We start from the raw sequence: 20,294 nt of genomic DNA, 5'->3' as shown, positions 1-20,294 counted from the left end.
GGTGGGTCAGCAGCCCTGGAAACGTGCCGGGCGCTTTTCCTGAAACGCCTGGATACCTTCAGCGCGGTCGGCAGTGCCGGCCAGCAAAGTAAACGCATGGCGCTCGAAACGCAGGCCGCTGGCCAGGTCGGTGTCGCCGGCCTTCAGTAGTGCTTCCTTGGCCAGCCGTACTGCCAGCGGCGCCTTGGCAGCGATGCTGCGCGCCACCTGCATGGCGCGCTCCACGGTAAGTTCCGGTTGAGTGAGTTCACTGACCAGGCCGGCCTGTTGGGCGTGGCGGGCGGTGATGGCTTCGCCGGTCAGCACCATCTGCATGGCCAGCGGCTTGCCCACGGCCCGCACCAGGCGCTGGGTGCCGCCAGCGCCAGGGATGATGCCGAGGGTGATTTCCGGCTGGCCGAAACGGGCGTCGCTGCCGGCGATGACAATGTCGGCGCACATCACCAGTTCGCAACCACCGCCCAGGGCATAGCCGTTGACGGCGGCAATCAGCGGTTTTGCGAACGCAGCGATGCTTTGCCAGTGGGCCACACGTGGGTCATTGAGGATGCCGACCAGATCGCGCTCGGCCATCTCGCGGATGTCGGCGCCTGCGGCGAACGCCTTGCGGCTGCCGGTAATCACCACGGCGCCGATGTGGTCGTTCTGCGCGGCTGCGGCCAACGCTGCTGCCAGCTCTGCCAGCAGCTCGGTACACAGGGCGTTGAGTGCCTCGGGCCGTTGCAAGGTCATGAGCTGGACACCGTTCTCAGGCGCCTGCACATCGAGATATTGCGGCATGTCGGGTTCCTCTGGCTGCACGCACGGCACATCGTGGGGCCGGCATTTCTTGTTGTTTGCAGGGGCGTGGCGGTGGCTCACGACCGGGTGAAGTCAGTATATGCATCATGCGATACATTTAGGCAAGCATAACAATCTGTCCGTGTATCTCTTTATCCGAATGAGCAACGAAGCCATCATTCGCTGACATGACTGAATAACGGCCTAACCTCAAGCTTTTCAGGCCTAGGACCCTGATTATTGATTCTGATCTCCCAACCTTTCAAAAGCGATACATCCCAAATCGGATTGACGATGCATTTCCATGTGATACAAGATCGCATGGAACTTCAAATCATTTCAGGAGGTTTCCCATGCCTTGCTATCGACTGGATGGCCTGACGCCCGTAGTGCACCCGACGGCCTATGTGCACCCCAGCGCAGTGCTGATTGGCGATGTCATCGTCGGCCCTCGGTGCTATGTCGGCCCTTTGGCATCGCTTAGGGGGGATTTCGGTCGCATCGTGCTCGAGGAGGGTGCCAACCTGCAGGACACCTGCGTGATGCATGGCTTCCCGGGGGGCGACACTGTAGTAGAGCGCAACGGCCATGTCGGGCACGGCGCCGTACTGCACGGTTGCCGCGTAGGCGAAGACGCCTTGATCGGCATGAACGCGGTGGTCATGGATGGCGCCCACATCGCTCCACGCTGCATCGTCGCGGCAACCGCGTTCGTCAAAGCCGGGTTCCAATGTGAGGCGCAAAGCCTGGTGATGGGCTCGCCGGCGCAGGTCAAACGCCCGTTGACCGACCAGGAACTGGCCTGGAAACAGCGCGGCACCGCCGAGTACCAGCACCTGGCGCAGCGCTGCATGAACAGCATGGTCGAATGCCCGCCGTTGGCCCAGGCCGAAGCAGGGCGCCCACGCATGGAAGACACCGGTGTTCGGCCCAAAGGCCAGGTAACGGCATGAGCCTGCCAGCCTCACGTATTGGCCAGGCGGCCCGTCGCACAGGTATAGTCGGTGCTTTATCCGCGCACAGTTCGCCCATGAGCAATCTTGCCCCACTCAATACCCTGATCACTCGCTTTCAGGAGCAGACGCCGATCCGCGCCAGTTCCCTGATCATCACCCTGTACGGCGATGCCATCGAGCCCCACGGCGGTACGGTCTGGCTGGGTAGCCTGATCAACCTGCTGGAACCGATCGGCATCAATGAGCGGCTGATCCGCACGTCGATCTTCCGCCTGACCAAGGAAGGCTGGCTCACCGCCGAAAAGGTTGGCCGACGCAGCTATTACAGCCTGACCGGCACCGGCCGGCGGCGTTTCGAAAAAGCCTTCAAGCGGGTGTACAGCCCCAGCCAGCCAGCCTGGGACGGGGCCTGGACGCTGGTACTGCTATCGCAACTCGAGGCCGGCAAGCGCAAGGCCTTGCGTGAAGAGCTGGAGTGGCAGGGGTTTGGTGTCATGGCGCCGAACCTGCTGGGTTGCCCGCGGGCAGACCGCGCCGACTTGGCCGCCACCTTGCGTGACCTGGAAGCCAGCGACGACAGCATTGTCTTCGAAACCCACACCCAGGAAGTGCTTGCGTCCAAAGCGATGCGCGCCCAGGTGCGGGAAAGTTGGCGTATCGACGAGCTGGGGCAGCAGTACAGCGAGTTCATTCAACTGTTCAGGCCGCTATGGCAAGGGCTGAAGGAACAGCCGCAGCTTGATGCGCAGGATTGCTTCCTGGCACGCACGCTGCTGATTCACGAGTACCGCCGGCTGCTGCTGCGCGACCCGCAATTGCCTGACGAGCTGCTGCCAGGGGATTGGGAGGGAAGGGCTGCACGACAGTTGTGCCGCAACCTCTATCGCCTGGTATTCGCCAAGGCGGAGGAGTGGTTGAATGCCGCCCTGGAGACCGCAGACGGGCCTTTGCCGGACGTGAACGAGAGCTTCTACAAGCGTTTTGGCGGGTTGGCTTGATGAATTAATATCTAGCATGGTTAGCCTTATGCACCATAAGGTTTACCCCCATGAATATTAAACCTGTTGCCTTCATTTTTAATGCGTACTGTGGTTAACTTTAGGCAATTTAAGGTTGATCCCGGTGACCTTTATGGTTGAGTTCTTTCCTGTGGGATGTGCCGATACCCTCGGTAAAATCGGCTTGCTGGTCAAAGCACGACGCTTGGCGCTAGGGGTGCGCCAGGCCGACCTCAAGGAAGCGATCGGGGTTTCGCCACATGTGCTGCGCAAAATCGAGAGCGGATCGGAGCTGGTGGACTTGCGCTCGTTCATGCTCGTGCTCTGGCGGCTGGGTCTGAGCGATGTAGTCTTCACCTCGCTGGATGACCTGGAGAAACGTTCGCAGATCACACGTTTTGCCCCGGACGACGATGCAGCCGTGGGGATTGCAGCCAAGCGCGTGCGCCTGGCAAAACCCAAGCCTGAGGCGTTCTGATGTCCCGCGCCTACATCTATATGGAGCACCCCGAAACGACCGAGGTCGTGACGCTTGGCCGTCTTACCCTCAAAGGCAAGCAGGGAGAGTTCCTGTATTCTCCCGACCAGGTAGCACGGGGCGGCTGGGTGCCCGACTCGATCAATTACCCCCTGCGCGCCGAAGCCTACGCCGGCATTACCAAGAACCGCGGGATACCCGGCTTCATCAACGACGCCATGCCAGATGGTTGGGGCGAGCGGCTGCTACACCGGGCCTACGGGCAGGAGTTGGGTACCATCGATTTCCTGCTCAAGTCTCCTAACAACGACCGCGTCGGCAACCTCATGGCGGGTAGCGCCACAACACCTGCCGAAGGCATCGGCGAGGGTGCCGTGCCGAACCTCAAGGGGTTGGCAAAATTTGTTCTGGCATGCGAGGCCGTCTACGACGGCCAGCTCGACAATGAATCGATCGCAACGTTGAATCTGCGCCAGCAACGTTCCGCATTGGGTGGTGCGCGCCCCAAGCGCACGTTGCAGGACAAAGGGATGCTCATTCTGGCCAAACCACGCGATCGGTTTGACCACTTCGACTTGCCGACGATCGAGTATGCCTGCATGACATTTGCGGCAGGGAAGGGTATCAATGTGGCCCGAACCGCTCTGCATGCCGAACAACCGTCCACCTTGCTGGTTGAACGCTTCGACCGTACGCCAATTGCCGAGGGCGCACGGCGCATACCGATGCTGAGCGCGCTCACTTTGCTCGACTCTGAGTGGAACGGTCCACACCACAAGGATTGGCGCTATGCTGCTGTTGCCGACGAAATGCGCCGGCGAGGTGTACCGAGCGGGGACCTCCAGGAGCTGTTCAAACGCATGTGCTACAACGCACTGGTGGGCAACTCCGATGATCACCCGCGCAATCATGCAGTGATCTGGGTTGGCGGGAAGTGGCGGCTTTCACCGATGTACGACGTATTGCCCATGCTTGATGAAGGGCCCGCGAAAGCCTTGGCCATGGCAGTTGGCCGAGAGGGTAGCCAGATCAGCCGAGCAAACCTGCTGAGTCATCATGCGCATTTTGCGCTGACGCGCGATCAGGCCGAGCATTGGCTTGAAGAAGTGGCGAGTTGGGAGCAGGAATTGAAAGATCATTACGCACAAGTGCTCGCAGGTAATGACCTAGATATGGCCTGCGATGCGACGAGTTCGGAGCGTATGCTCAGGTAGCTGGACCAGCCTGATAAATAACTACGCTAAATGACTATTTAGCGTAGTTATTATTGGCCCATACCAATCTGGGTGATGCAAGGCCGTCCAAATGATCAAGCCACTCCTGCTTGACGTTCAACAGCAAGGGGCGGGCGGAACCCTCCCAGCAGCCAGTCGCAATACCGCGAAACGCCTTGCTCAACCGTTAACGTTGCTGCGTCAAAACCCTGCGCGCGCAAGCGTTCCAGGTCTGCGCACGTATGACACTGGTATTTGCCACGCAGGTGATCAGGGAAATCCCCATACTCCAAAACACCTTCGAGCAATGCCATCGCCAATGAAAGTGGTGGCTGCTCTTGTTGCGCGCGCAGGCGATTGATAACAGCCAGGGCGACATCGTTGAAGGTTTGTGCTCGGCCGCTGCCGACATTGTAGAGGCCGCTCAAGTGTGGGCGGTCCAGGAAGAACAGGTTGACCTTGATCACGTCGTCCACGGACACGAAGTCGCGCAGGTGACCACCGCTGGGGTAATCGCCATAGCTACCGAACAGCATGACCTTGCCGTTGACCTGGTACTGATTGAAACAGTGCAGCGCCACCGACGCCATCTGGCCTTTATGCTGCTCATGGGGCCCGTAAACATTAAAGTAACGCAACCCGACGATCTGGCTGCGTGCACCGGGTAGCTGCCGGCGGACGTGCTGGTCGAACAGGAATTTGGAATAGCCATAGACGTTCAGCGGGCGCTCACAATCGCGCTGTTCGCGAAAGTCCTGTCCCGCGCCGTAGACCGCTGCCGACGAGGCATACAACAGCGGGATCTGCTGTTGTTGCGCAACGGCCAGCAGTTCACGGCTGAACCGGTAGTTGTTGTCCATCATGAAACGGCCGTCGGCTTCCACGGTGCTCGAGCACGCGCCCTGGTGCAGTACCGCGCGCACGTTGCCGAACTGGCCAAGCCTGAAGCGCTCGAGAAAGTCGTCCTTGTCCAGATAGTCGGCGATGTCGCAGTCGGCCAGGTTGCAGAACTTGTCGCCATCAGTCAGGTCATCGACCGCAATAATCTCGGTTTCGCTGCGTTGATTGAGCGCCTGTACGAGATTGCTGCCGATGAAACCTGCGGCGCCGGTTACGATGATGCTCATAGGAGAATCCCCGTGAGGGTGCGGAGCTTCATTTTGAGTGCGGCAGGATGAGTGACCTTAACCTGGGTCATGGAAATGAGGGTTAAGGTGATTGTGGGGCTTGAGCTGTCTTAAAATCTGCGTGGCCCCTGGCCTCACGTGCAAAATGCGTAGGTTCGGATAATGCATATTATGTTAAATGCAGTATTACGATAGTGTGTGCTTGTTGTGTCCGTTTCCACTAACCCCCGTTGAGATTTTCACAAAACCCCGTTCCTGAAAAAACCAAGCACTTACCCGTCCCTACCTGTTCCACCTTCCCGCCTCCGACCTCACTTCGTGATGACGCCAGCATCACCCTGCTGGTGAATAATGCGGGTATCGGAACTCACACCAGCCTGCTGGATAGTGATGTCGAACGCATGGCCGAAATGATCAGCCTCAACATCACCGCCTTGACCCGACTGACCTACGCGGCCATTCCAGGCTTCGTCGCCCACCAGGAAGGCGCCGTCATCAACATTTCGTCCATTGCAGGCCTTGTGCCAGAGCTGCTCAACGGTGTCTACGGTGGCAGCAAGGCCTACGTCACCGCCTTCAGCCAATCCCTGCACAAGGAGCTTGCAGACAAAGGCATCAAGATTCAGGCGATTCTGCCGGGAGCCACTGCGACCGACTTCTGCAGATCGGCGGCCTGCCTGTCGAGAACCTCGATCCCGGCATCGCCATGTCCGCTCATGACCTGGTCGACAGTGCCCTGGTCGATGTGAACGCCTCGCACCACTTTCATTACAAGCGTGAAAGTCTTACTGCTTTGAGGCTGTTTTTCGAGTTGATCGAAGCGAATAACCTGTGCCCACTTTTGATTTTCATAGAGGTAGCGCCATGAAGGCTGTCGTTTACACACAACCCGGATTACCTATTCAGGACGCTCAGTCTCTATACGACGCGGAGCTCCCGGAGCCAAAAATCGGCGCCCGCGACCTGCTTATCGAAGTCCGGGCTATTGCCGTCAACCCGGTCGATACCAAAGTTCGGGCTAGCCGTGGTGGTGAGCAACCACAAGTTCTCGGCTGGGATGCTGTCGGTGTCGTCCGTGAAACTGGCCCAGAGGTAACGCTGTTCAAGCCAGGGGATGAAGTGTTCTACGCCGGTGCCATTGATCGACCCGGCAGCTACAGCCAGCTCCATGTGGTGGACGAGCGAATCGTCGGCCACAAGCCTAAGCGCCTGGACAATGCCAGTGCCGCCGCCCTGCCTCTGACGTCCATCACGGCTTGGGAGTTGCTGTTCGACCGTTTAGCCGTCGAAGAAAATGGCGGCGAAGGTCAAAGCCTCCTGGTGGTCGGGGCTGCGGGCGGTGTGGGCTCGATCCTGGTACAACTAGCACGCAAGTTGACGCAGCTTACAGTCATAGGCACGGCCTCAAGGCAAGAGACTCAAGCCTGGGTGAAAGATCTGGGAGCCCATCATGTGATTGATCACTCCGAGCCGATCCCGCTTCAGGTGGAAGAGCTCAAACTGAATCCGATTGATTACGTAATCAGCCTGACGCACACCGACACCTACCTCCGGCAATTAGTGGATGTGCTTCGTCCGCAAGGCAAACTCGCACTGATCGATGATCCGGCACAACTGGATGTCATGCCCCTCAAGCGCAAATCGCTGTCATTGCACTGGGAGCTCATGTTCACCCGCTCACTGTACAAAACCGAGGACATGATCAAGCAGCACCAACTCCTCGAACGTGTTTCGCAGCTGGTCGATGAGGGGATTGTGAAAACAACTGTTGGGGAGCACTTCGGGAGCATTTGTGCCAAAAATCTCAAGCGTGCCCACGCCTTGATCGAAAGCGGCAAGGCCCGAGGCAAGATTGTCCTGGAAGGTTTCTGATCACGGCTCAAACAAAAGCCCGCGCCATAGCGCGGGCTCATCCGCATGCGGGATCATCAGTTGTCCAATTGGTCTTTGATGATCTTGCCATCGTGTGGGTCGACCTGGAATTCATACTGCTTGCCGTCAGCTTTCATGCCTTCCCCTTCCCAATGTCCGTCATCGGCCTCGATTTTGGTGATTTGCGTGTATCCGGCGCCCTTCAAAGTGGCTTCAGCCTGATCTTTGGTCACCTTCCAATCAGCACCAGGCTGGTCAGCCCATGCTGCAGAGCTTGCCAGTGCGCCAACCATGGCGAGGCCAGTGAACAGTCGAGTCGTCGCTTTCATCGCTAACTTCCTTTTTCGTGACAGTTAACGATCCGACCCACACGCTGGTCTCGCGGTTCACTTTGCGTGGTGGCCGACACTGTGTCCACATACCCCCTTCCAAGATCGCACCAGGTAGCGAGGGCTGATAGTGATTGCCGGGCCACCGACAGGAACCAGTTATCTCGTTAGAATTACCTAGCCGAGAACGGGGTATTCGCCAAATCAACTTTGCCTGCTCAGACTGGATCAGAGAACGCTATGACTGATGAAAAGAACGATGATCGCCCTGTTTACCAGGCAGCCTGCCACTGCGGGACGGTGCGCTTCTCATTGCGCTTGACCGATGGTTTGCGTACCGCGCGTAGGTGCAATTGCTCGCTCTGCCGCATGCGTGGTGCCGTGGCGGTGTCGGCCAACCTGAGTGATATCACTGTCACTGAAGGGGAAGAGGCGCTCACCCTCTATCAGTTCAACACACGCGAAGCTAAACACTACTTCTGCTCCAAATTCTGCCTGCCCGGAATGACCTGAAATAATTAGTCCGCGTGATACAAGCGAAACGGTCTAGGCTGTCCTGATGGAGATGTAATCAGGAGGCAAGGAATTGAGGAGGCTTACGCCAAGCGGCCCGGTGAGACGACTACGCGGGCAATGGCCTGGGGAACGAGTAGAGGCTGCTCACTTGCTGAAATGGGAGCCAAGATGGCGGCGGAGCCAGTGCTTGTCCGCACGTGAAGAGGCTGAACACCATGGCAAATCAAATGGCCGAGCTGGACGCGTACCTTGAACTACTCGCCCACATAGCCGACGAGCTTGAACAGCAAGTAGGGCCCTGCCCCACTACTCGACCCATGATGATCGCGTGGCTGACGGAATGGATTCGAAGTCCTGATGCTCTGGGCGAAATCAGGCGTGAGCTGCCTCGCCTGCCCCAGATATTGAAATCGGCATACCGCGAATGGGCTCACCTGGGTAGCGGCCAGTAGGTTGCCGCCACCAACACTGCTAGCCGAGAGCTATAAGGCGATGTGGCATAGCCACGGGTATGAAGTCTCGTCCGGTCAGTTGATTGCACCAGGTATTCCTGCACCTGCTGAGCACGCCTTGATAGTGCGCGGTCAGTTCATGACGAGGCAAGCCGCTCGATCAGGGGCAATCTATTTATCTCCGGCCGCGCGAAAAAATACCCTTGCATCAAATCAATCCCGAGCGCCCCCAGCGTTTGGCTCTCTGCGTCAGTCTCAATCCCCTCGGCTACAAGGGTGATGCCCAGCCGCTCGGCTACCAGGACGATACCGGCGACGATGGCTTGGCGAACTGGATCCTGACTGATTCCCCGAGTGAGTGCCATATCCAGCTTGAGTACGTCCGGCTGGAATTCCGCAAGCAGATTCAGACCTGAGTAACCCGAGCCGAAGTCGTCTATCGCAGTGGTGAAGCCCTGTCGGTCGTATTCCTTGAAGATTGCCTTCAAATGCTCAGTGTCTTCGATCCGCTCGCCCTCGGTCACTTCGAACATGAGCCGATTTGCAGGGAAGTCGAACGTTCGCGTGGCCTCCAGGGTAGCCCGAATGCAGGTGCTGGCCCGGTAGACGGCATTGGGCAGAAAGTTGATGCTCAATTTACATTCCGTCTTCCGCCCCAAGCCAAGCGCAGCAGCCTGCTCGATGGCCTTCACTCGGCAGGCCTGATCGAAGCGGTACAAATTGTGAGGCGTCACCTGGGCCAGAATGTCCGAAGCGCCTTCACCGTTCAGGCCCCGAACCAGTGCCTCATAGGCGAATGGTCTCCCTGAAGGGACATGGATGATAGGCTGAAACGCCATTGTAAAATCGAAACCCAGGCTCGCAGCGTCGCGACATTGAGAGCAGCCAATCGCTGTAAAGGGCTGAGGGAAGACAGGCTTGCTCATAAGTAGTAGTCGATGTACGTGAGTCCGGCTCTTGAGAATGCTTGAATTCCCTTCATAAGCCAATCTCTGCCCATCCTCGCTGGCTCTGGGTGGGTTCCAGAAAGCATCTCATCAGCACACATCCTGGGCGCGTCTCTCGTTCGCTTCACCGGGGGGCCGTATGATCAAGGTGAACCTTCCCTCGATGTTGACCCCAAGCTCTCGGGGCATGCTGAGTTCGAAGTGAATCAGCCAACCTCCATCTCCAAGTCCGAATACATCCCGTCCATACCGGGCTACCTCAATCTCACTGATGCACAGCGCGTCCGCGATCTCTTTATCAGTTGGTGCGCAATGCATCTGCATACTCCCAAGCGCTGACCGAGTGAGTGAGGTCATAAAACTCGACATACCGAAATGGTATCCGCATAACGCAGACCTTCGGCCAGGAACATGATTGAAATCGCAAATTCTTGGAAGCCCAGCGCGTCCCTGGCTGGGCCCGACCCGTTACTTCTCGAGCGTAGCAGCTTGATTGCCGCCCTCTTCGGCAATCGCTGACAGCTTCTCGTCAGCGGCTTTTTCTTCTGCGAGTGTGTCTGCCAATAGCGAGGCGGCCTCTTCCATGCCCAGGTGCTTCGCCATTGCAATCAAGGTGCCGTAACTGGCGATCTCGTAATGCTCGACCTTCTGGCATGCCCCTATGAGCGCCGCATCGAGCACTGCCCCCTTCTCGATTTCATCCAGCAGCTCTTTGCTTTCCTCAACCAGCCCCTCCATGGCTACGCACTTCATCCGCTTGAGTTTCAATCCAGCCGACTCTACCAACTGGTCAATGCGCTCTATCTGCCCCTGGGTTTCCGCCAGGTGTGAGGTGAACGCATCAGCCAAAAGCGGGTTGGTAGATGCCCGAGCCAAGCGCGGCAATGCTTTGGTGATCTGCTTCTCAGCGCTGTACACGTCCGAAAGCTCATGGATGAACAGATCTTCAACTGTCTTGCGAGCAACCATCGTCATTCTCCTTGGGTGTGAAAATCGGTGTTACTGCAGGGTGTGGCTCACCAGACTCTTGTGTAAGGACTCAGTCGGAAGCTTCAGGGGCAGATCGTTAGGCAGCACCGAGCCTACGCCGAACATGCCTATCGCCATCTTCACTCGCATCGCTCGGCAAGCCAGGCGCGAGTCGGCCTCAAACTCTGCCACCGCCGTGCTCATCAAATGCTCGAAGCCGATGTCAGCCTGAGCCTTATCCCTTCTTCTCGAAGTGCTCATTGCGGCCTCCTTCAATTCAGTCATCTTTGCCGTTGACCAAACCAGAACCCAGATCCGCACCGGTGACCGGATTACTGGCTGGATCGGACATCGTTCGCAGTTTCATGGCTTCCAGAACCGCCAGATCAGGCGCGGCCAGTTCCACCGAAGCAGTGCCATCTCCGCCATCAACGGCAGCCGATGGGTTCTCGACGTATTCCCATTCCTCGCCTTCATTCCAAGGGCCGCGCACATTCGGTTCACCCGACATGTTGAAATACTTGTTGGTGAACTCCGGCATGCCTGGAAGCTTGCCTTGAGGGAAGTTTGGCTGAATGGCGTGCAACGCTTTTTCAAAAGAAAGCTGGTGCGCGATCTCCCGAGTCATCAGGAAGCCCAGGGCCTCTTTCACGCCTGGGTCGTCCGTCACGTTCATCAGGCGCTCGTACACGATCTTCGCCCGCGCTTCGGCAGCGATGTTGGAGCGGAAATCAGCCGTCGGTTCGCCGATGGTGTCGACATAGGCCGCACTCCACGGAACCCCTGCCGAGTTGGTGAGCGGAGCGCCGGCCCCATAGAGAATGCTGGTAATATGGGAATCGTTACCGGCCCCATTGATGGCTCGGTACAGCTCTCCCTCCTCCTCAACGCCCTCGGCAAGTCGGCCCTTGGCACCCTTGTTAAGCATCACGATGATCGAACCTACAATCTCCAGGTGACTCAGCTCCTCGGTGGCGATGTCCATCAGCAAGTCTTTGCGGCCTGGGTCATCCTCGGCGAGCGCCTGGGTGAAGTAACGACTCGCAGCGGCAAGCTCACCCTGAGCGCCGCCAAACTGCTCCAGAAGCAAGTTTGCAAGGCCGGGATTGGGCTGCGCGACGCGCACCGTATATTGCAAGCGCTTATTGTGAATAAACATATTTTTCTCCTCGCGGCTGATCAAGCGCCCAAATAAATGCGCGCCGTCTATGGATGGGAGCCAGTTGCACTCGATACGTGCTAGCGCACCACGCGTTTTCAGGACGAAAGGAAAAGTTGAAAAGGTTCAAGCCAAGTTTTATAAAAATATAAAAACAACCTCACCCCAACAGTTAGCGCCTAAGTTAACCACTGAATCAGTTTGTCTGAACTTTGTAACTGTCCATGGCTTCCCCTGCATAACCTCTGAACCTGATGCAGGAGAAAGCACCATGCGAGCACTGACCTACCACGGAGCAAACGATGTCAGGGTCGATACCGTCCCGGACCCCATCATCATGGAGGCGGACGATATAATCCTTCGGGTCACTGCAACCGCGATCTGCGGTTCTGACCTGCACCTGTATCGCGGCAAAATCCCTGAAACCGAACACGGCGACATCTTCGGCCACGAGTTCATGGGCATCGTCGAAGACGTCGGCAGAGACGTGACGAACCTGCAGGTTGGCGACCGTGTAGTGATCCCGTTTGTGATTGCCTGCGGTAGTTGCTTCTTCTGCCAGCACGATCTGTTTGCCGCCTGCGAAACCACAAACACCGGTCGCGGATCGATCCTCAATAAAAAAGGCATTCCACCAGGCGCAGCGCTGTTTGGGTACAGCCATCTGTATGGCGGCATCCCTGGAGGCCAGGCCGACTATGTCAGAGTACCCAAAGGTAACGTCGGGCCGTTCAAAGTGCCGACCACCCTCGCTGACGACAAAGTGTTGTTCCTCTCCGACATCCTTCCCACCGCTTGGCAAGCGGTCATCAATGCCGAGATCGGCCAAGGTTCGTCGGTAGCGATCTACGGCGCTGGGCCAGTGGGCCTACTGAGCGCCGCCTGCGCACGGATGCTGGGTGCTCACACCGTCTTCATGGTGGACGACAACGACTACCGCCTGGCCTACGCCCAGGAAGCCTACGGCGTCATCCCGATCAACTTCGAAAACGATGACGATCCCGCCGACAGCATCATTCGTCAGACACCCGGCATGCGTGGCGTAGACGCGGTCATCGATGCGGTCGGGTTTGAGGCCAAAGGCAGCACCACGGAAACCGTGATGACGGCTTTGAAACTGGAAGGCAGCAGCGGCAAGGCCCTGCGCCAGAGCATCGCGGCTGTGCGACGTGGCGGCGTCGTCAGCGTCCCCGGTGTCTATGCAGGGTTCATTCACGGCTTCATGTTCGGTGATGCCTTCGACAAAGGCCTGACCTTCAAGATGGGTCAGACCCACGTCCAAAAGTACCTCCCCGAGCTACTCGAACACATCGAAGCCGGACGCCTCCAGCCCGAGCTGATCGTCACCCACCGCCTTGCGTTGGAGGAGGCAGCCATGGGCTACAAGATGTTCGATCAGAAAGAGGACAACTGTCGCAAGGTGATCCTTGTTCCAGGGGCTGCATCAGGGACACTGGGCCCTGACTTCGTGTAGAGGGGTAATGGTCATGAACGGTGTCGCCAGCTATTTCTGGATTGCCGTAGCGGCAATTCTTCTACTCATTGACCTGTGGGCCATTGTCAGCGTGTTTCGGAGCGACAAGACAGATGCCGTCAAAGCGGCGTGGGCCCTCCTGATCGTGGCACTACCGCTTGTTGGTCTGGGCATATGGGGCGTTGCTGGCCCGCGAGGAATCAAGCGAGGCACTGGGCCCACTTCTGACGAGCACAGCAAAGGCTGACATTTCTTGGCACCACCTGGAGGGATATGCACAATGGTCGATCAAGCGACAGGTATGAAATCCGGTGAGCGCTACCGTGTGGAAAACATGGAGCGAGCGCATCAGTTTTCAGGATTCTTTCAAGACGGGAAGTATTACCTAGGCCCTGAGCTTCTCACAGCTGTGGGATGGCTCGAAGGTACACGCTTCATCTACGACAGCCTGGATGCTGAAGGTGAACCCGTGTTTCCAGACAAAGAGGCCGGTACGCTAGAAGGCCTGACCTTGAACCTGGTCGATGGCACCGCCCTTGAGCTCTCTCTGGTCGAGGCCGACGAAATCATCGCCCCGCTCGATCACTGCAGCACTGGCAAAGAGCAACAAGCGCCCCGCAGTGGATATCCTGTGAGGGGGCCGCTGCGCGGAAAAGTCGTGGTAATCACAGGGGCATCCAGCGGCATAGGCCGCGCCGCCGCACACGCCTTCGCCTGCAAAGGCGCACGCTTGGTGCTCGCGGCCCGCGATGAAGAAGCGTTATTTGACGTCCTGGATGAATGCACTGATTGCGGTACGGATGCGATAGCGATCATGACCGATGTCACGCACAGCGACCAGGTTCAAGCGCTGGCCGCGCAGGCCTCGGAATTTGGCCACGGACGGATCGACATCTGGGTCAACAACGCCGGAGTTGGGGCAGTCGGAAACTTCGAGGATACCCCACTGGAAGCTCACGAACAGGTTATCCAGACCGATCTGGTCGGATACCTGCGAGGGGCCTACGTCGCCCTTCCCTTCTTCAAAGCGCAAGGTAGCGGCATTCTGATCAACACCCTGTCGCTGGGGAGCTGGGTGGCCCAGCCCTATGCAGCGGCTTATTCGGCGAGCAAGTTCGGCTTGCGTGGACTGACCGAGGCGCTGCGAGGGGAGCTGACCGAGTTTCCCGACATCCATGTGTGCGACATCTATCCAGCAGTCATGGACACACCTGGCTTCCGAGACGGCGGCAACTACACGGGACATGCGCTGACACCGCCAGGCCCCATCTACGATCCCGAACGGGTAGCCAAGGCAATGGTGGCCTGTGCAATCTCACCTCGAGCTCACACAACGGTCGGCACTGCTGCTCGCCTCGCGCACCTGGCCAGCTACCTGGTACTAGGTATGTTTTTGTTGTCTGGGTGGGTGACGCGGTGGGGGATAAATCGCAGCCCTTTAGCCGAAACATCCTCAGGCAATCTCTTTGAACCTCCAAGTGGTACGAGGGGGATAGACGGAGGCTGGAGGAAGCCGAAAGACAAAACGCGACTGCTGATCGGCGCAGCTGCGCTTGGAGTCATTGCAGGTTTAACAATCGCCCGCTCACAACGCAGGAAAAACTAGAAAGGCACCATCTGCAGCTGGGTATGGACGGGGCGTCTCAGACGACTACGTCCATGCCCACACCCTACGTCGATCCAATTCTTGAGGGATCATCGTCCCCTGCGACCGCTCTGAGATAAGCAGCATCAGCCTCCAGACGAAAGCTCTATGTCGCAGAGGGTTTTGTTGGTCGAAGACGATGACATCCTGCGCAGGCTAATGGCCGAAGCCGTGACACACTTGGGCTATCCGGCCGTCGAATGCAGCAATGCCCACGATGCCCTCGGTAAGTTAAACGCCTAGCCGTTTGATCTCGTCATTACTGACCTGAACATGCGAGGCACCACAGATGGGCTTGGGCTCGCCAAAACGATCTGGTCAACCAACCCGACCTGCCCGTAGTAATCGTCTCTGGACAACCCGTCACGGAAACATACGGCTGTTCGTCAGACCCAGCAAATGTAAAAAAAGATTTCTGAAAGGTTTTGGGGTCAACCGAAACATGCAACGTGTTCAAAAGGAAAAGCATCATGAAATTCGCGCAGTTCTGCCAATGGCTATCCAACCGTGCTGGCAGGCCAAGTACCTTCTTCATCGCCGTCGTACTGATTGGAATGTGGGCAGCCTCAGGGCCATGGTTTCACTACAACGATACATGGCAGCTCATCATCAACACCTCCACGACGATCATCACCTTCCTGATGGTTTTCCTGATTCAGAACACCCAAAACCGGGACAATGACATAATCCACCTCAAGCTGGACGAGCTTATTCGGGCGACAAAGTCTGCCGAGCGCTCCGTCCTTGACCTTGAAGCACTGGACAATAAGCAGCTGCGAGCCCTGCGCAAGGAGTATCGGGCGATGGGCGAGAATTGTGATCAGCAAGCAGCAGCAGGCAACCCTTATACGGACGCCGATCCCGCCCAACCCCCCAGCGAAGACGCCATGAGATGAGGTGAAATTTTTTTCAGGCAGTGGAAGTGAATTTTGCCGGTGAAAGCGATGTCGGAATGATATCGCACGTCACCATGCCGCTGGGGCGGATCAAGGACGGATGGCTTTTCCGACGTGCGCTTGAATGCGAGCACCCTGATGATAGAACCACGACTCCCTGATTTCACTTCCTCCGTTCTCTTGGTCGAGGATGAACCCGCTTTGCGAGAACTGATAACCATGCTGCTGGAAGACTTGGGCGCATCCGTCACCGCTCTGGCAACGGCCGACGACGGCATTGCTGCGCTGAAGCTGCAATCCTGGTCGTTGGTGATCACTGATGTCCGGACTCCAGGCGTCGCAACAGGACTCCACCTGGCCTGGATCGCACACAAGGAACTGCCGGATACTGCCATCATCGTATCCAGCGGCTATCACCCTGAAATGGATGAGGCGCTACCCCAGGGGATCCAATTCCTCCAAAAACCTTGGTCGCTGGAACGCTTCATTGAGTGCGTAAGGCCTCATCTCATGAAGGATGTTGATCAACGTCCTGCTGCGTGATGCCAGGGTTACGAGCCAACGCTCGGGATGATGAGCATGTAGAAATTATAAGAAAGTTTTGGAGCCTCGGCTTACCCCTTCGTGCTTCTGCACAATCGAAGGCCACCCTTCTTCTCAGAATATGATCTCAGAAATCACAATCTACAGCTCCGGTAGTGCGAGATTGCGTGTCGTCGCAAACATGGGTGATCAACATAATGAAGCGCAGCTCAACTTTATTGCCAGCGCCATCAAAAACTGCACCCGCGATTGAGGTCAATCAAGGAGGAGGTTGAATAACTTATTAATAGCTTGCACTGTTCGCAACCTGACACGTAACAAAATTTATCTAACTCGGCAAGATAAATGACCAGGTCTGACCGACCTGGTCGGGCCACGCTGATCGTACTCTGTGGAGATAGGCGTATATGAAATAATTCGCAATGTGATTTGTATAAAATTTGGCAGTAGGTCTTAGATTGCCTGGCTGGTCTAATCGGCGTCATCTATTTCGCACAGGGCCAACGTCGCAGTCCTTGGGAATGAACTACGCTTCAGAAAAGCCGCAGATCGAAGACGCATTGCAGAAGGTCGTTACGGCCGAATGCAGGGTGGTAAGGGAATGGCCATTCTTCGGCATCCGAGACCCACATCACCATCGTCAAGGTGCGCTCAGTGAGAACCAAACAGCTCCAGATTGCCGCTCTCTCACTCACGGTTCTCCTTGGTGGATGTGCAACACCCAACACCCCCTACGAACCCAGTCAGGCCTTGCCTGCAAACGGTTCGGCGTTCGGTCGATCTATCCAGACCCAGGTTGCTCCACATCACGGTCAATCGGGGTTCCGCCTATTCCCGGAGAGTGCCGAAGCTTTTGCCGCCCGCGCGGAGCTGATTCGTAGTGCTCAGAGCAGCATTGATTTGCAGTACTACATCGTCCACGACGGTATCAGTACTCGGATACTGCTGAGCGAGTTGCTCCGCGCGGCCGACCGTGAAGTGCGCGTCAGGATTTTGCTCGATGACACCACCAGCGACGACCTCGAGCAAACCCTCGCGACACTGACGACGCATCCGCATATACAGATCCGGGTATTCAACCCTCTTCATTTGGGCCGCAGTACCGTCGTGACACGCACGATGGGCCGGCTCTTCAACCTTTCCCGGCAACACCGGCGAATGCACAACAAATTGTGGGTGGTGGACAACTGTGTGGCCATCGTCGGTGGGCGCAATCTGGGGGACGAGTATTTCGATGCGGAGCCCAACAGAAATTTTACTGACGTTGACATGCTCAGTGTCGGCCCGGTCGCGGAACAGTTGGGACATAGTTTTGACGAGTACTGGAACAGTGTCCTCAGCAAGCCCATCGAGCAGTTCATATCGTTCAAGCCGACCAGCAGAGATCTGAAAGATCTTCGGACTCGGCTGGTTGCGTCCCTAGAGGAAACTCGCACCCAGAATCATGCGCTCTACCGGCAATTGATGAGCTATACCACCCAGCCACGCCTGAATGACTGGCGCAGGGAGTTGATCTGGGCCTGGAACAAAGCGATGTGGGATGCACCGAGCAAGGTATTGGCAAGTGGTGAACCTGCTCCGCACTTGCTTCTGGCCACCCAGTTGGCACCCGAGCTCAACGGGGTCAACAAGGAGCTAATCTTGGTGTCGGCCTATATGGTACCTGGCCATCCGGGAGTGGTGTACCTGACCCGTCGAGCCGACGCCGGCGTGTCGATCAGCTTGCTGACCAACTCTCTGGAGGCCACCGACGTACCGGCTTCGCACGGTGCTTACGCGCCCTATCGCAAGACCTTGCTTGAGCATGGTGTGAAGCTGTTCGAGTTACGTCGCCAGGCCGGTGGTCGAAGTGATAGCGATACCAAGCCGCATTTCTCCCACAAGGGGTCCTCCAGCAGCCCCTCCAGTAGCTCCGACTCCAGCCTGCATACCAAAGCGATAGTGTTCGACCAACAGAAAGCCTTTGTCGGTTCGTTCAATTTCGATTCGCGCTCTTTGCTGTGGAACACCGAGGTCGGTGTCTTGGTTGATGATCCGCAGCTCGCCGGACGGGTGCGCGAACTGGCCCTGGAGGGCATGGCACCTGCCCTGAGTTACCAGGCCCGGCTGGAAGATAATCATCTGGTCTGGGTCACCGAGGACAATGGCCAACAACGCACGTTGACCACTGAACCGGGGGGCTGGTGGCGGCGCTTCAATTCGTGGCTCAGCAGCACGATAGGGCTTGAAAAGATGCTATAGCGTGGGTAGGACAAATCATGCGCAAGTGGATGAAAGGCCCCCGGCGGGTCGTCAGCCAACTGATCACGGCAGTGAGTATTTGCGTGATCGCAATCACCGTTGACATGCGGGTATTCGCCTTACCTCAAACCGCTGATGAAATAAAAGGCCTGCTAGAGTTTGTAGAAAAAAGTGGCTGCAGATTCATTCGTAACGGCGCCGACTATTCAGGCCCCCGAGCCCGAGCGCACCTGGAGCAGAAGCTCAATTATCTCGAAAGCAAGAACATGGTGAAAAGCGCGGAAGACTTCATTGACCTTGCTGCGACTAAAAGCAGTGTTAGTGGCCGTGCCTATGAGGTGCGATGCTCAGGAGATGTAGAACCAGCAAGCGTGTGGTTGCACAGAGAGCTACAAAAGCAACGGGAGGATCGCTGATCTCTACGTGAGCAAGTACCGATATGAGGCGCTGTCATCAACATCTCGTCCATTGCAGGCCTTGCGCCAGAGCTGCTCAACGGTCTCTATGGTGGCAGCAAAGAAATGCTCGAACGCTGCCGTGGAGTATGCCTTTGCAGGTATCCACTGTCGCAGGCCTTTGCGTTGCGGCACGCGCACGCCGAACAGAGCGCGGAGTTTGTCTGCCGGTATTTTCGATGGGTCTTCAGTGATGCCGACGGCACGCTGGTCCTGCACGTTGGAATGCCCGCGCCTGGGCAGATTCCCACTCCGTTTTCCAAGTTAGATCTTTAAACCGCCATCACGGCGACACATGGGCTCCAGCTTATTCTGCCGTTGGCGGGTGAAACTCGGCCCCGCTTCGCGCATGAAAATCTCCAGCGTCTTAGGGCCTATACCTTCAAAGCTCAGAAGCCAACGCTGAAATGTCGCGAGGTCGATGAGACCTAGGGTCAATGCGCTCATGCGTGTCTTCAAATCGTTTGAGAGCCCAGCGCCCAGCAAATGCAACCGCCTTGCCGTAGACTCGTCATAGCGGGCATACCCTGCCTGGCCGAGGTACCTGACCAGATCACGATGTGAGCATTGAGCCAGCTTCTCGGGCGTATCCAAGCCATGCCGAACAACAATGTTTCGATACGCCTCCACAGCGATCGAGGATCGAATCCTCTTCGCGATCAAAAAGCTCGCGAGCAGCCACTTGTACAACCCGTGGCTGCTCGCATCGCCGACCTCGATTCCAAAGTCAGCAGCAGTAATGGTGATCACCCTTTCGAACGTCTCGGATCAGTAGACCGCGGGTAGGTACGTTCTTCCTCAATGGTGCCGTCGGCTTTGTGGATCTTCACCGATCCAGTTTTGCCGTCAAAAAAATCGGCCAGTAAACCCACCAACTCCTGCTTTGTCGAGGCCCGCTTGGAGGCCCGGACAGCGCCTGCTTTTTTGAGCTCCCAACCATCGGGGGTTTGACTCAGATGATAGTTCTCCATTGCCTTGCTCCTCTGACCTGGATGGATTCACCGTCGTCCTCCATGTCTTGCTCGGCCTCGTCAGCATCAGTGGCGTCGGCGTCATTCATGGGTGGTGACGTGGGCTTTACCGGGTCATTGATATAGGGAACGCCACTGGGGCCCTGCTCTTCAGTTCCTGCGGTATTGGGCTGCATAATTAGTCCTCCTGCAGATGTTTGAGGACACACTCACGCCAACGTTCGATCGGAAAAGATATCAGCATTCTGGGTCAACAGCGGGGGTGTTGCGCA

22 protein-coding genes and 3 pseudogenes are annotated in these 20,294 nt (G+C 57.1%); 15 read left to right on the top strand and 10 right to left on the bottom strand.

Going from position 1 to position 20,294, the window contains the following annotated elements; translation table 11 throughout:
- Positions 1 to 6: 6 nt before the first annotated feature.
- A complete protein-coding gene (gene paaF, locus AC5O5R_RS13565) occupies positions 7 to 780 on the bottom strand; it encodes a 2,3-dehydroadipyl-CoA hydratase PaaF (protein ID WP_172220953.1) in 774 nt (257 codons plus the stop codon).
- 353 nt (positions 781 to 1,133) lie between these two features.
- Here paaF and paaY point away from each other — a divergent pair, with 353 nt between their 5' ends.
- From paaY to AC5O5R_RS13545, 4 genes are all read left to right on the top strand, one after another.
- A complete protein-coding gene (gene paaY / locus AC5O5R_RS13560; RefSeq protein ID WP_172220950.1) occupies positions 1,134 to 1,733 on the top strand; it encodes a phenylacetic acid degradation protein PaaY in 600 nt (199 codons plus the stop codon).
- Positions 1,734 to 1,810: 77 nt separating this feature from the next.
- Positions 1,811 to 2,734 (top strand): phenylacetic acid degradation operon negative regulatory protein PaaX, encoded by a 924-nt coding sequence (paaX, locus tag AC5O5R_RS13555; protein WP_175586110.1) that lies wholly within the window; start codon positions 1,811 to 1,813, stop codon positions 2,732 to 2,734.
- Positions 2,735 to 2,867: 133 nt separating this feature from the next.
- Complete coding sequence (locus AC5O5R_RS13550) at positions 2,868 to 3,212, top strand: helix-turn-helix domain-containing protein (protein ID WP_172221009.1); 345 nt, start codon at positions 2,868 to 2,870, stop codon at positions 3,210 to 3,212.
- Positions 3,212 to 4,426, top strand: a complete 1,215-nt coding sequence (locus tag AC5O5R_RS13545; RefSeq protein WP_172220944.1) for a type II toxin-antitoxin system HipA family toxin — start codon at positions 3,212 to 3,214, stop codon at positions 4,424 to 4,426. Before AC5O5R_RS13550 ends, AC5O5R_RS13545 begins: the two co-directional genes overlap by 1 nt.
- A gap of 95 nt (positions 4,427 to 4,521) precedes the next feature.
- Here AC5O5R_RS13545 and rfaD read toward each other — a convergent pair whose 3' ends face one another.
- Positions 4,522 to 5,553 (bottom strand): ADP-glyceromanno-heptose 6-epimerase, encoded by a 1,032-nt coding sequence (gene rfaD / locus AC5O5R_RS13540; protein WP_172220941.1) that lies wholly within the window; start codon positions 5,551 to 5,553, stop codon positions 4,522 to 4,524.
- A 314-nt stretch (positions 5,554 to 5,867) separates the two neighbouring features.
- Here rfaD and AC5O5R_RS13535 point away from each other — a divergent pair.
- Together AC5O5R_RS13535 and AC5O5R_RS13530 are read left to right on the top strand one after the other, a co-directional pair.
- Positions 5,868 to 6,421: pseudogene (locus tag AC5O5R_RS13535) on the top strand (SDR family NAD(P)-dependent oxidoreductase); the annotation flags it as partial.
- A complete protein-coding gene (locus tag AC5O5R_RS13530; RefSeq protein WP_172220938.1) occupies positions 6,418 to 7,425 on the top strand; it encodes a zinc-binding alcohol dehydrogenase family protein in 1,008 nt (335 codons plus the stop codon). The pseudogene AC5O5R_RS13535 and the gene AC5O5R_RS13530, both read left to right, overlap by 4 nt.
- Positions 7,426 to 7,481: 56 nt before the next feature.
- Here the strand turns inward: AC5O5R_RS13530 and AC5O5R_RS13525 are convergent, their stop codons facing one another.
- The gene (locus AC5O5R_RS13525) at positions 7,482 to 7,754 is read right to left on the bottom strand and encodes a PepSY domain-containing protein (protein WP_172220935.1); all 273 of its coding nucleotides are present in this window, start codon (positions 7,752 to 7,754) and stop codon (positions 7,482 to 7,484) included.
- Positions 7,755 to 7,994: 240 nt separating this feature from the next.
- On the opposite strand from AC5O5R_RS13525, the pseudogene AC5O5R_RS13520 reads away from it, so the two are divergent.
- Both AC5O5R_RS13520 and AC5O5R_RS13515 read left to right on the top strand, forming a co-directional pair.
- Positions 7,995 to 8,243: pseudogene (locus AC5O5R_RS13520) on the top strand (GFA family protein); the annotation flags it as partial.
- A 498-nt stretch (positions 8,244 to 8,741) separates the two neighbouring features.
- Positions 8,742 to 8,852: pseudogene (locus AC5O5R_RS13515) on the top strand (DUF1264 domain-containing protein); the annotation flags it as partial.
- 7 nt (positions 8,853 to 8,859) lie between these two features.
- Here AC5O5R_RS13515 and AC5O5R_RS13510 read toward each other — a convergent pair.
- The 4 genes from AC5O5R_RS13510 to AC5O5R_RS13495 form a co-directional block, all read right to left on the bottom strand.
- Positions 8,860 to 9,648 carry an EAL domain-containing protein gene (locus tag AC5O5R_RS13510; RefSeq protein WP_172285568.1) on the bottom strand — a complete coding sequence of 263 codons (789 nt, stop codon included), beginning with the start codon at positions 9,646 to 9,648 and terminating at the stop codon, positions 8,860 to 8,862.
- 489 nt (positions 9,649 to 10,137) lie between these two features.
- Entirely contained in the window at positions 10,138 to 10,638 is a 501-nt protein-coding gene (locus tag AC5O5R_RS13505; protein WP_172229841.1) for a YciE/YciF ferroxidase family protein, read from the bottom strand.
- 30 nt (positions 10,639 to 10,668) lie between these two features.
- Positions 10,669 to 10,899, bottom strand: coding sequence for a hypothetical protein (locus AC5O5R_RS13500; RefSeq protein ID WP_172229838.1), 231 nt, complete (start codon positions 10,897 to 10,899; stop codon positions 10,669 to 10,671).
- Between the two features lie 16 nt (positions 10,900 to 10,915).
- Positions 10,916 to 11,797: a manganese catalase family protein gene (locus AC5O5R_RS13495; protein ID WP_027609203.1), complete on the bottom strand. Its 882-nt coding sequence runs from the start codon at positions 11,795 to 11,797 to the stop codon at positions 10,916 to 10,918.
- Between the two features lie 271 nt (positions 11,798 to 12,068).
- Here AC5O5R_RS13495 and AC5O5R_RS13490 point away from each other — a divergent pair, with 271 nt between their 5' ends.
- The 7 genes from AC5O5R_RS13490 (at position 12,069) to AC5O5R_RS13460 (ending at position 19,012) form a co-directional block, all read left to right on the top strand.
- Positions 12,069 to 13,271 (top strand): zinc-dependent alcohol dehydrogenase, encoded by a 1,203-nt coding sequence (locus AC5O5R_RS13490; RefSeq protein WP_172229835.1) that lies wholly within the window; start codon positions 12,069 to 12,071, stop codon positions 13,269 to 13,271.
- Positions 13,272 to 13,284: 13 nt separating this feature from the next.
- A complete protein-coding gene (locus tag AC5O5R_RS13485) occupies positions 13,285 to 13,518 on the top strand; it encodes a PLD nuclease N-terminal domain-containing protein (RefSeq protein WP_020191975.1) in 234 nt (77 codons plus the stop codon).
- A gap of 33 nt (positions 13,519 to 13,551) precedes the next feature.
- The gene (locus AC5O5R_RS13480; RefSeq protein ID WP_172229832.1) at positions 13,552 to 14,877 is read left to right on the top strand and encodes an SDR family oxidoreductase; all 1,326 of its coding nucleotides are present in this window, start codon (positions 13,552 to 13,554) and stop codon (positions 14,875 to 14,877) included.
- Positions 14,878 to 15,386: 509 nt separating this feature from the next.
- Positions 15,387 to 15,812, top strand: coding sequence for a low affinity iron permease family protein (locus AC5O5R_RS13475; RefSeq protein WP_172229829.1), 426 nt, complete (start codon positions 15,387 to 15,389; stop codon positions 15,810 to 15,812).
- Positions 15,813 to 15,950: 138 nt separating this feature from the next.
- Positions 15,951 to 16,355 carry a response regulator gene (locus tag AC5O5R_RS13470; protein WP_172229847.1) on the top strand — a complete coding sequence of 135 codons (405 nt, stop codon included), beginning with the start codon at positions 15,951 to 15,953 and terminating at the stop codon, positions 16,353 to 16,355.
- 654 nt (positions 16,356 to 17,009) lie between these two features.
- Positions 17,010 to 18,596 (top strand): phospholipase D family protein, encoded by a 1,587-nt coding sequence (locus AC5O5R_RS13465; protein WP_494515454.1) that lies wholly within the window; start codon positions 17,010 to 17,012, stop codon positions 18,594 to 18,596.
- A 17-nt stretch (positions 18,597 to 18,613) separates the two neighbouring features.
- The gene (locus tag AC5O5R_RS13460; protein WP_172232877.1) at positions 18,614 to 19,012 is read left to right on the top strand and encodes a YfeK family protein; all 399 of its coding nucleotides are present in this window, start codon (positions 18,614 to 18,616) and stop codon (positions 19,010 to 19,012) included.
- A gap of 303 nt (positions 19,013 to 19,315) precedes the next feature.
- Here AC5O5R_RS13460 and AC5O5R_RS13455 read toward each other — a convergent pair whose 3' ends face one another.
- The 3 genes from AC5O5R_RS13455 to AC5O5R_RS13445 are packed head-to-tail and all read right to left on the bottom strand — an operon-like array spanning position 19,316 to position 20,198.
- Positions 19,316 to 19,801: an HhH-GDP family DNA glycosylase gene (locus AC5O5R_RS13455; RefSeq protein ID WP_372242473.1), complete on the bottom strand. Its 486-nt coding sequence runs from the start codon at positions 19,799 to 19,801 to the stop codon at positions 19,316 to 19,318.
- Positions 19,798 to 20,022: a DUF2188 domain-containing protein gene (locus AC5O5R_RS13450; protein ID WP_172232880.1), complete on the bottom strand. Its 225-nt coding sequence runs from the start codon at positions 20,020 to 20,022 to the stop codon at positions 19,798 to 19,800. The genes AC5O5R_RS13455 and AC5O5R_RS13450 overlap by 4 nt, the downstream gene beginning before the upstream one ends.
- Positions 20,004 to 20,198, bottom strand: coding sequence for a hypothetical protein (locus AC5O5R_RS13445; RefSeq protein ID WP_172232883.1), 195 nt, complete (start codon positions 20,196 to 20,198; stop codon positions 20,004 to 20,006). Before AC5O5R_RS13445 ends, AC5O5R_RS13450 begins: the two co-directional genes overlap by 19 nt.
- Between the last annotated feature and the right edge of the window lie 96 nt (positions 20,199 to 20,294).

Source organism: Pseudomonas sp. 8_5_2 (assembly GCF_059295255.1).
The sequence above is the reverse complement of the archived record's forward strand: the minus strand, read 5'-3'. Positions and strand labels throughout refer to the sequence as shown.

Coding starts and splice junctions, on each gene's coding strand:
- paaF (WP_172220953.1), bottom strand. CDS start 780: ATGCCGCAATATCTCGATGTGCAGGCGCCTGAGAACGGTGTCCAGCTC.
- paaY (WP_172220950.1), top strand. CDS start 1,134: ATGCCTTGCTATCGACTGGATGGCCTGACGCCCGTAGTGCACCCGACG.
- paaX (WP_175586110.1), top strand. CDS start 1,811: ATGAGCAATCTTGCCCCACTCAATACCCTGATCACTCGCTTTCAGGAG.
- AC5O5R_RS13550 (WP_172221009.1), top strand. CDS start 2,868: ATGGTTGAGTTCTTTCCTGTGGGATGTGCCGATACCCTCGGTAAAATC.
- AC5O5R_RS13545 (WP_172220944.1), top strand. CDS start 3,212: ATGTCCCGCGCCTACATCTATATGGAGCACCCCGAAACGACCGAGGTC.
- rfaD (WP_172220941.1), bottom strand. CDS start 5,553: ATGAGCATCATCGTAACCGGCGCCGCAGGTTTCATCGGCAGCAATCTC.
- AC5O5R_RS13530 (WP_172220938.1), top strand. CDS start 6,418: ATGAAGGCTGTCGTTTACACACAACCCGGATTACCTATTCAGGACGCT.
- AC5O5R_RS13525 (WP_172220935.1), bottom strand. CDS start 7,754: ATGAAAGCGACGACTCGACTGTTCACTGGCCTCGCCATGGTTGGCGCA.
- AC5O5R_RS13510 (WP_172285568.1), bottom strand. CDS start 9,648: ATGAGCAAGCCTGTCTTCCCTCAGCCCTTTACAGCGATTGGCTGCTCT.
- AC5O5R_RS13505 (WP_172229841.1), bottom strand. CDS start 10,638: ATGGTTGCTCGCAAGACAGTTGAAGATCTGTTCATCCATGAGCTTTCG.
- AC5O5R_RS13500 (WP_172229838.1), bottom strand. CDS start 10,899: ATGAGCACTTCGAGAAGAAGGGATAAGGCTCAGGCTGACATCGGCTTC.
- AC5O5R_RS13495 (WP_027609203.1), bottom strand. CDS start 11,797: ATGTTTATTCACAATAAGCGCTTGCAATATACGGTGCGCGTCGCGCAG.
- AC5O5R_RS13490 (WP_172229835.1), top strand. CDS start 12,069: ATGCGAGCACTGACCTACCACGGAGCAAACGATGTCAGGGTCGATACC.
- AC5O5R_RS13485 (WP_020191975.1), top strand. CDS start 13,285: ATGAACGGTGTCGCCAGCTATTTCTGGATTGCCGTAGCGGCAATTCTT.
- AC5O5R_RS13480 (WP_172229832.1), top strand. CDS start 13,552: ATGGTCGATCAAGCGACAGGTATGAAATCCGGTGAGCGCTACCGTGTG.
- AC5O5R_RS13475 (WP_172229829.1), top strand. CDS start 15,387: ATGAAATTCGCGCAGTTCTGCCAATGGCTATCCAACCGTGCTGGCAGG.
- AC5O5R_RS13470 (WP_172229847.1), top strand. CDS start 15,951: ATGATAGAACCACGACTCCCTGATTTCACTTCCTCCGTTCTCTTGGTC.
- AC5O5R_RS13460 (WP_172232877.1), top strand. CDS start 18,614: ATGCGCAAGTGGATGAAAGGCCCCCGGCGGGTCGTCAGCCAACTGATC.
- AC5O5R_RS13450 (WP_172232880.1), bottom strand. CDS start 20,022: ATGGAGAACTATCATCTGAGTCAAACCCCCGATGGTTGGGAGCTCAAA.
- AC5O5R_RS13445 (WP_172232883.1), bottom strand. CDS start 20,198: ATGCAGCCCAATACCGCAGGAACTGAAGAGCAGGGCCCCAGTGGCGTT.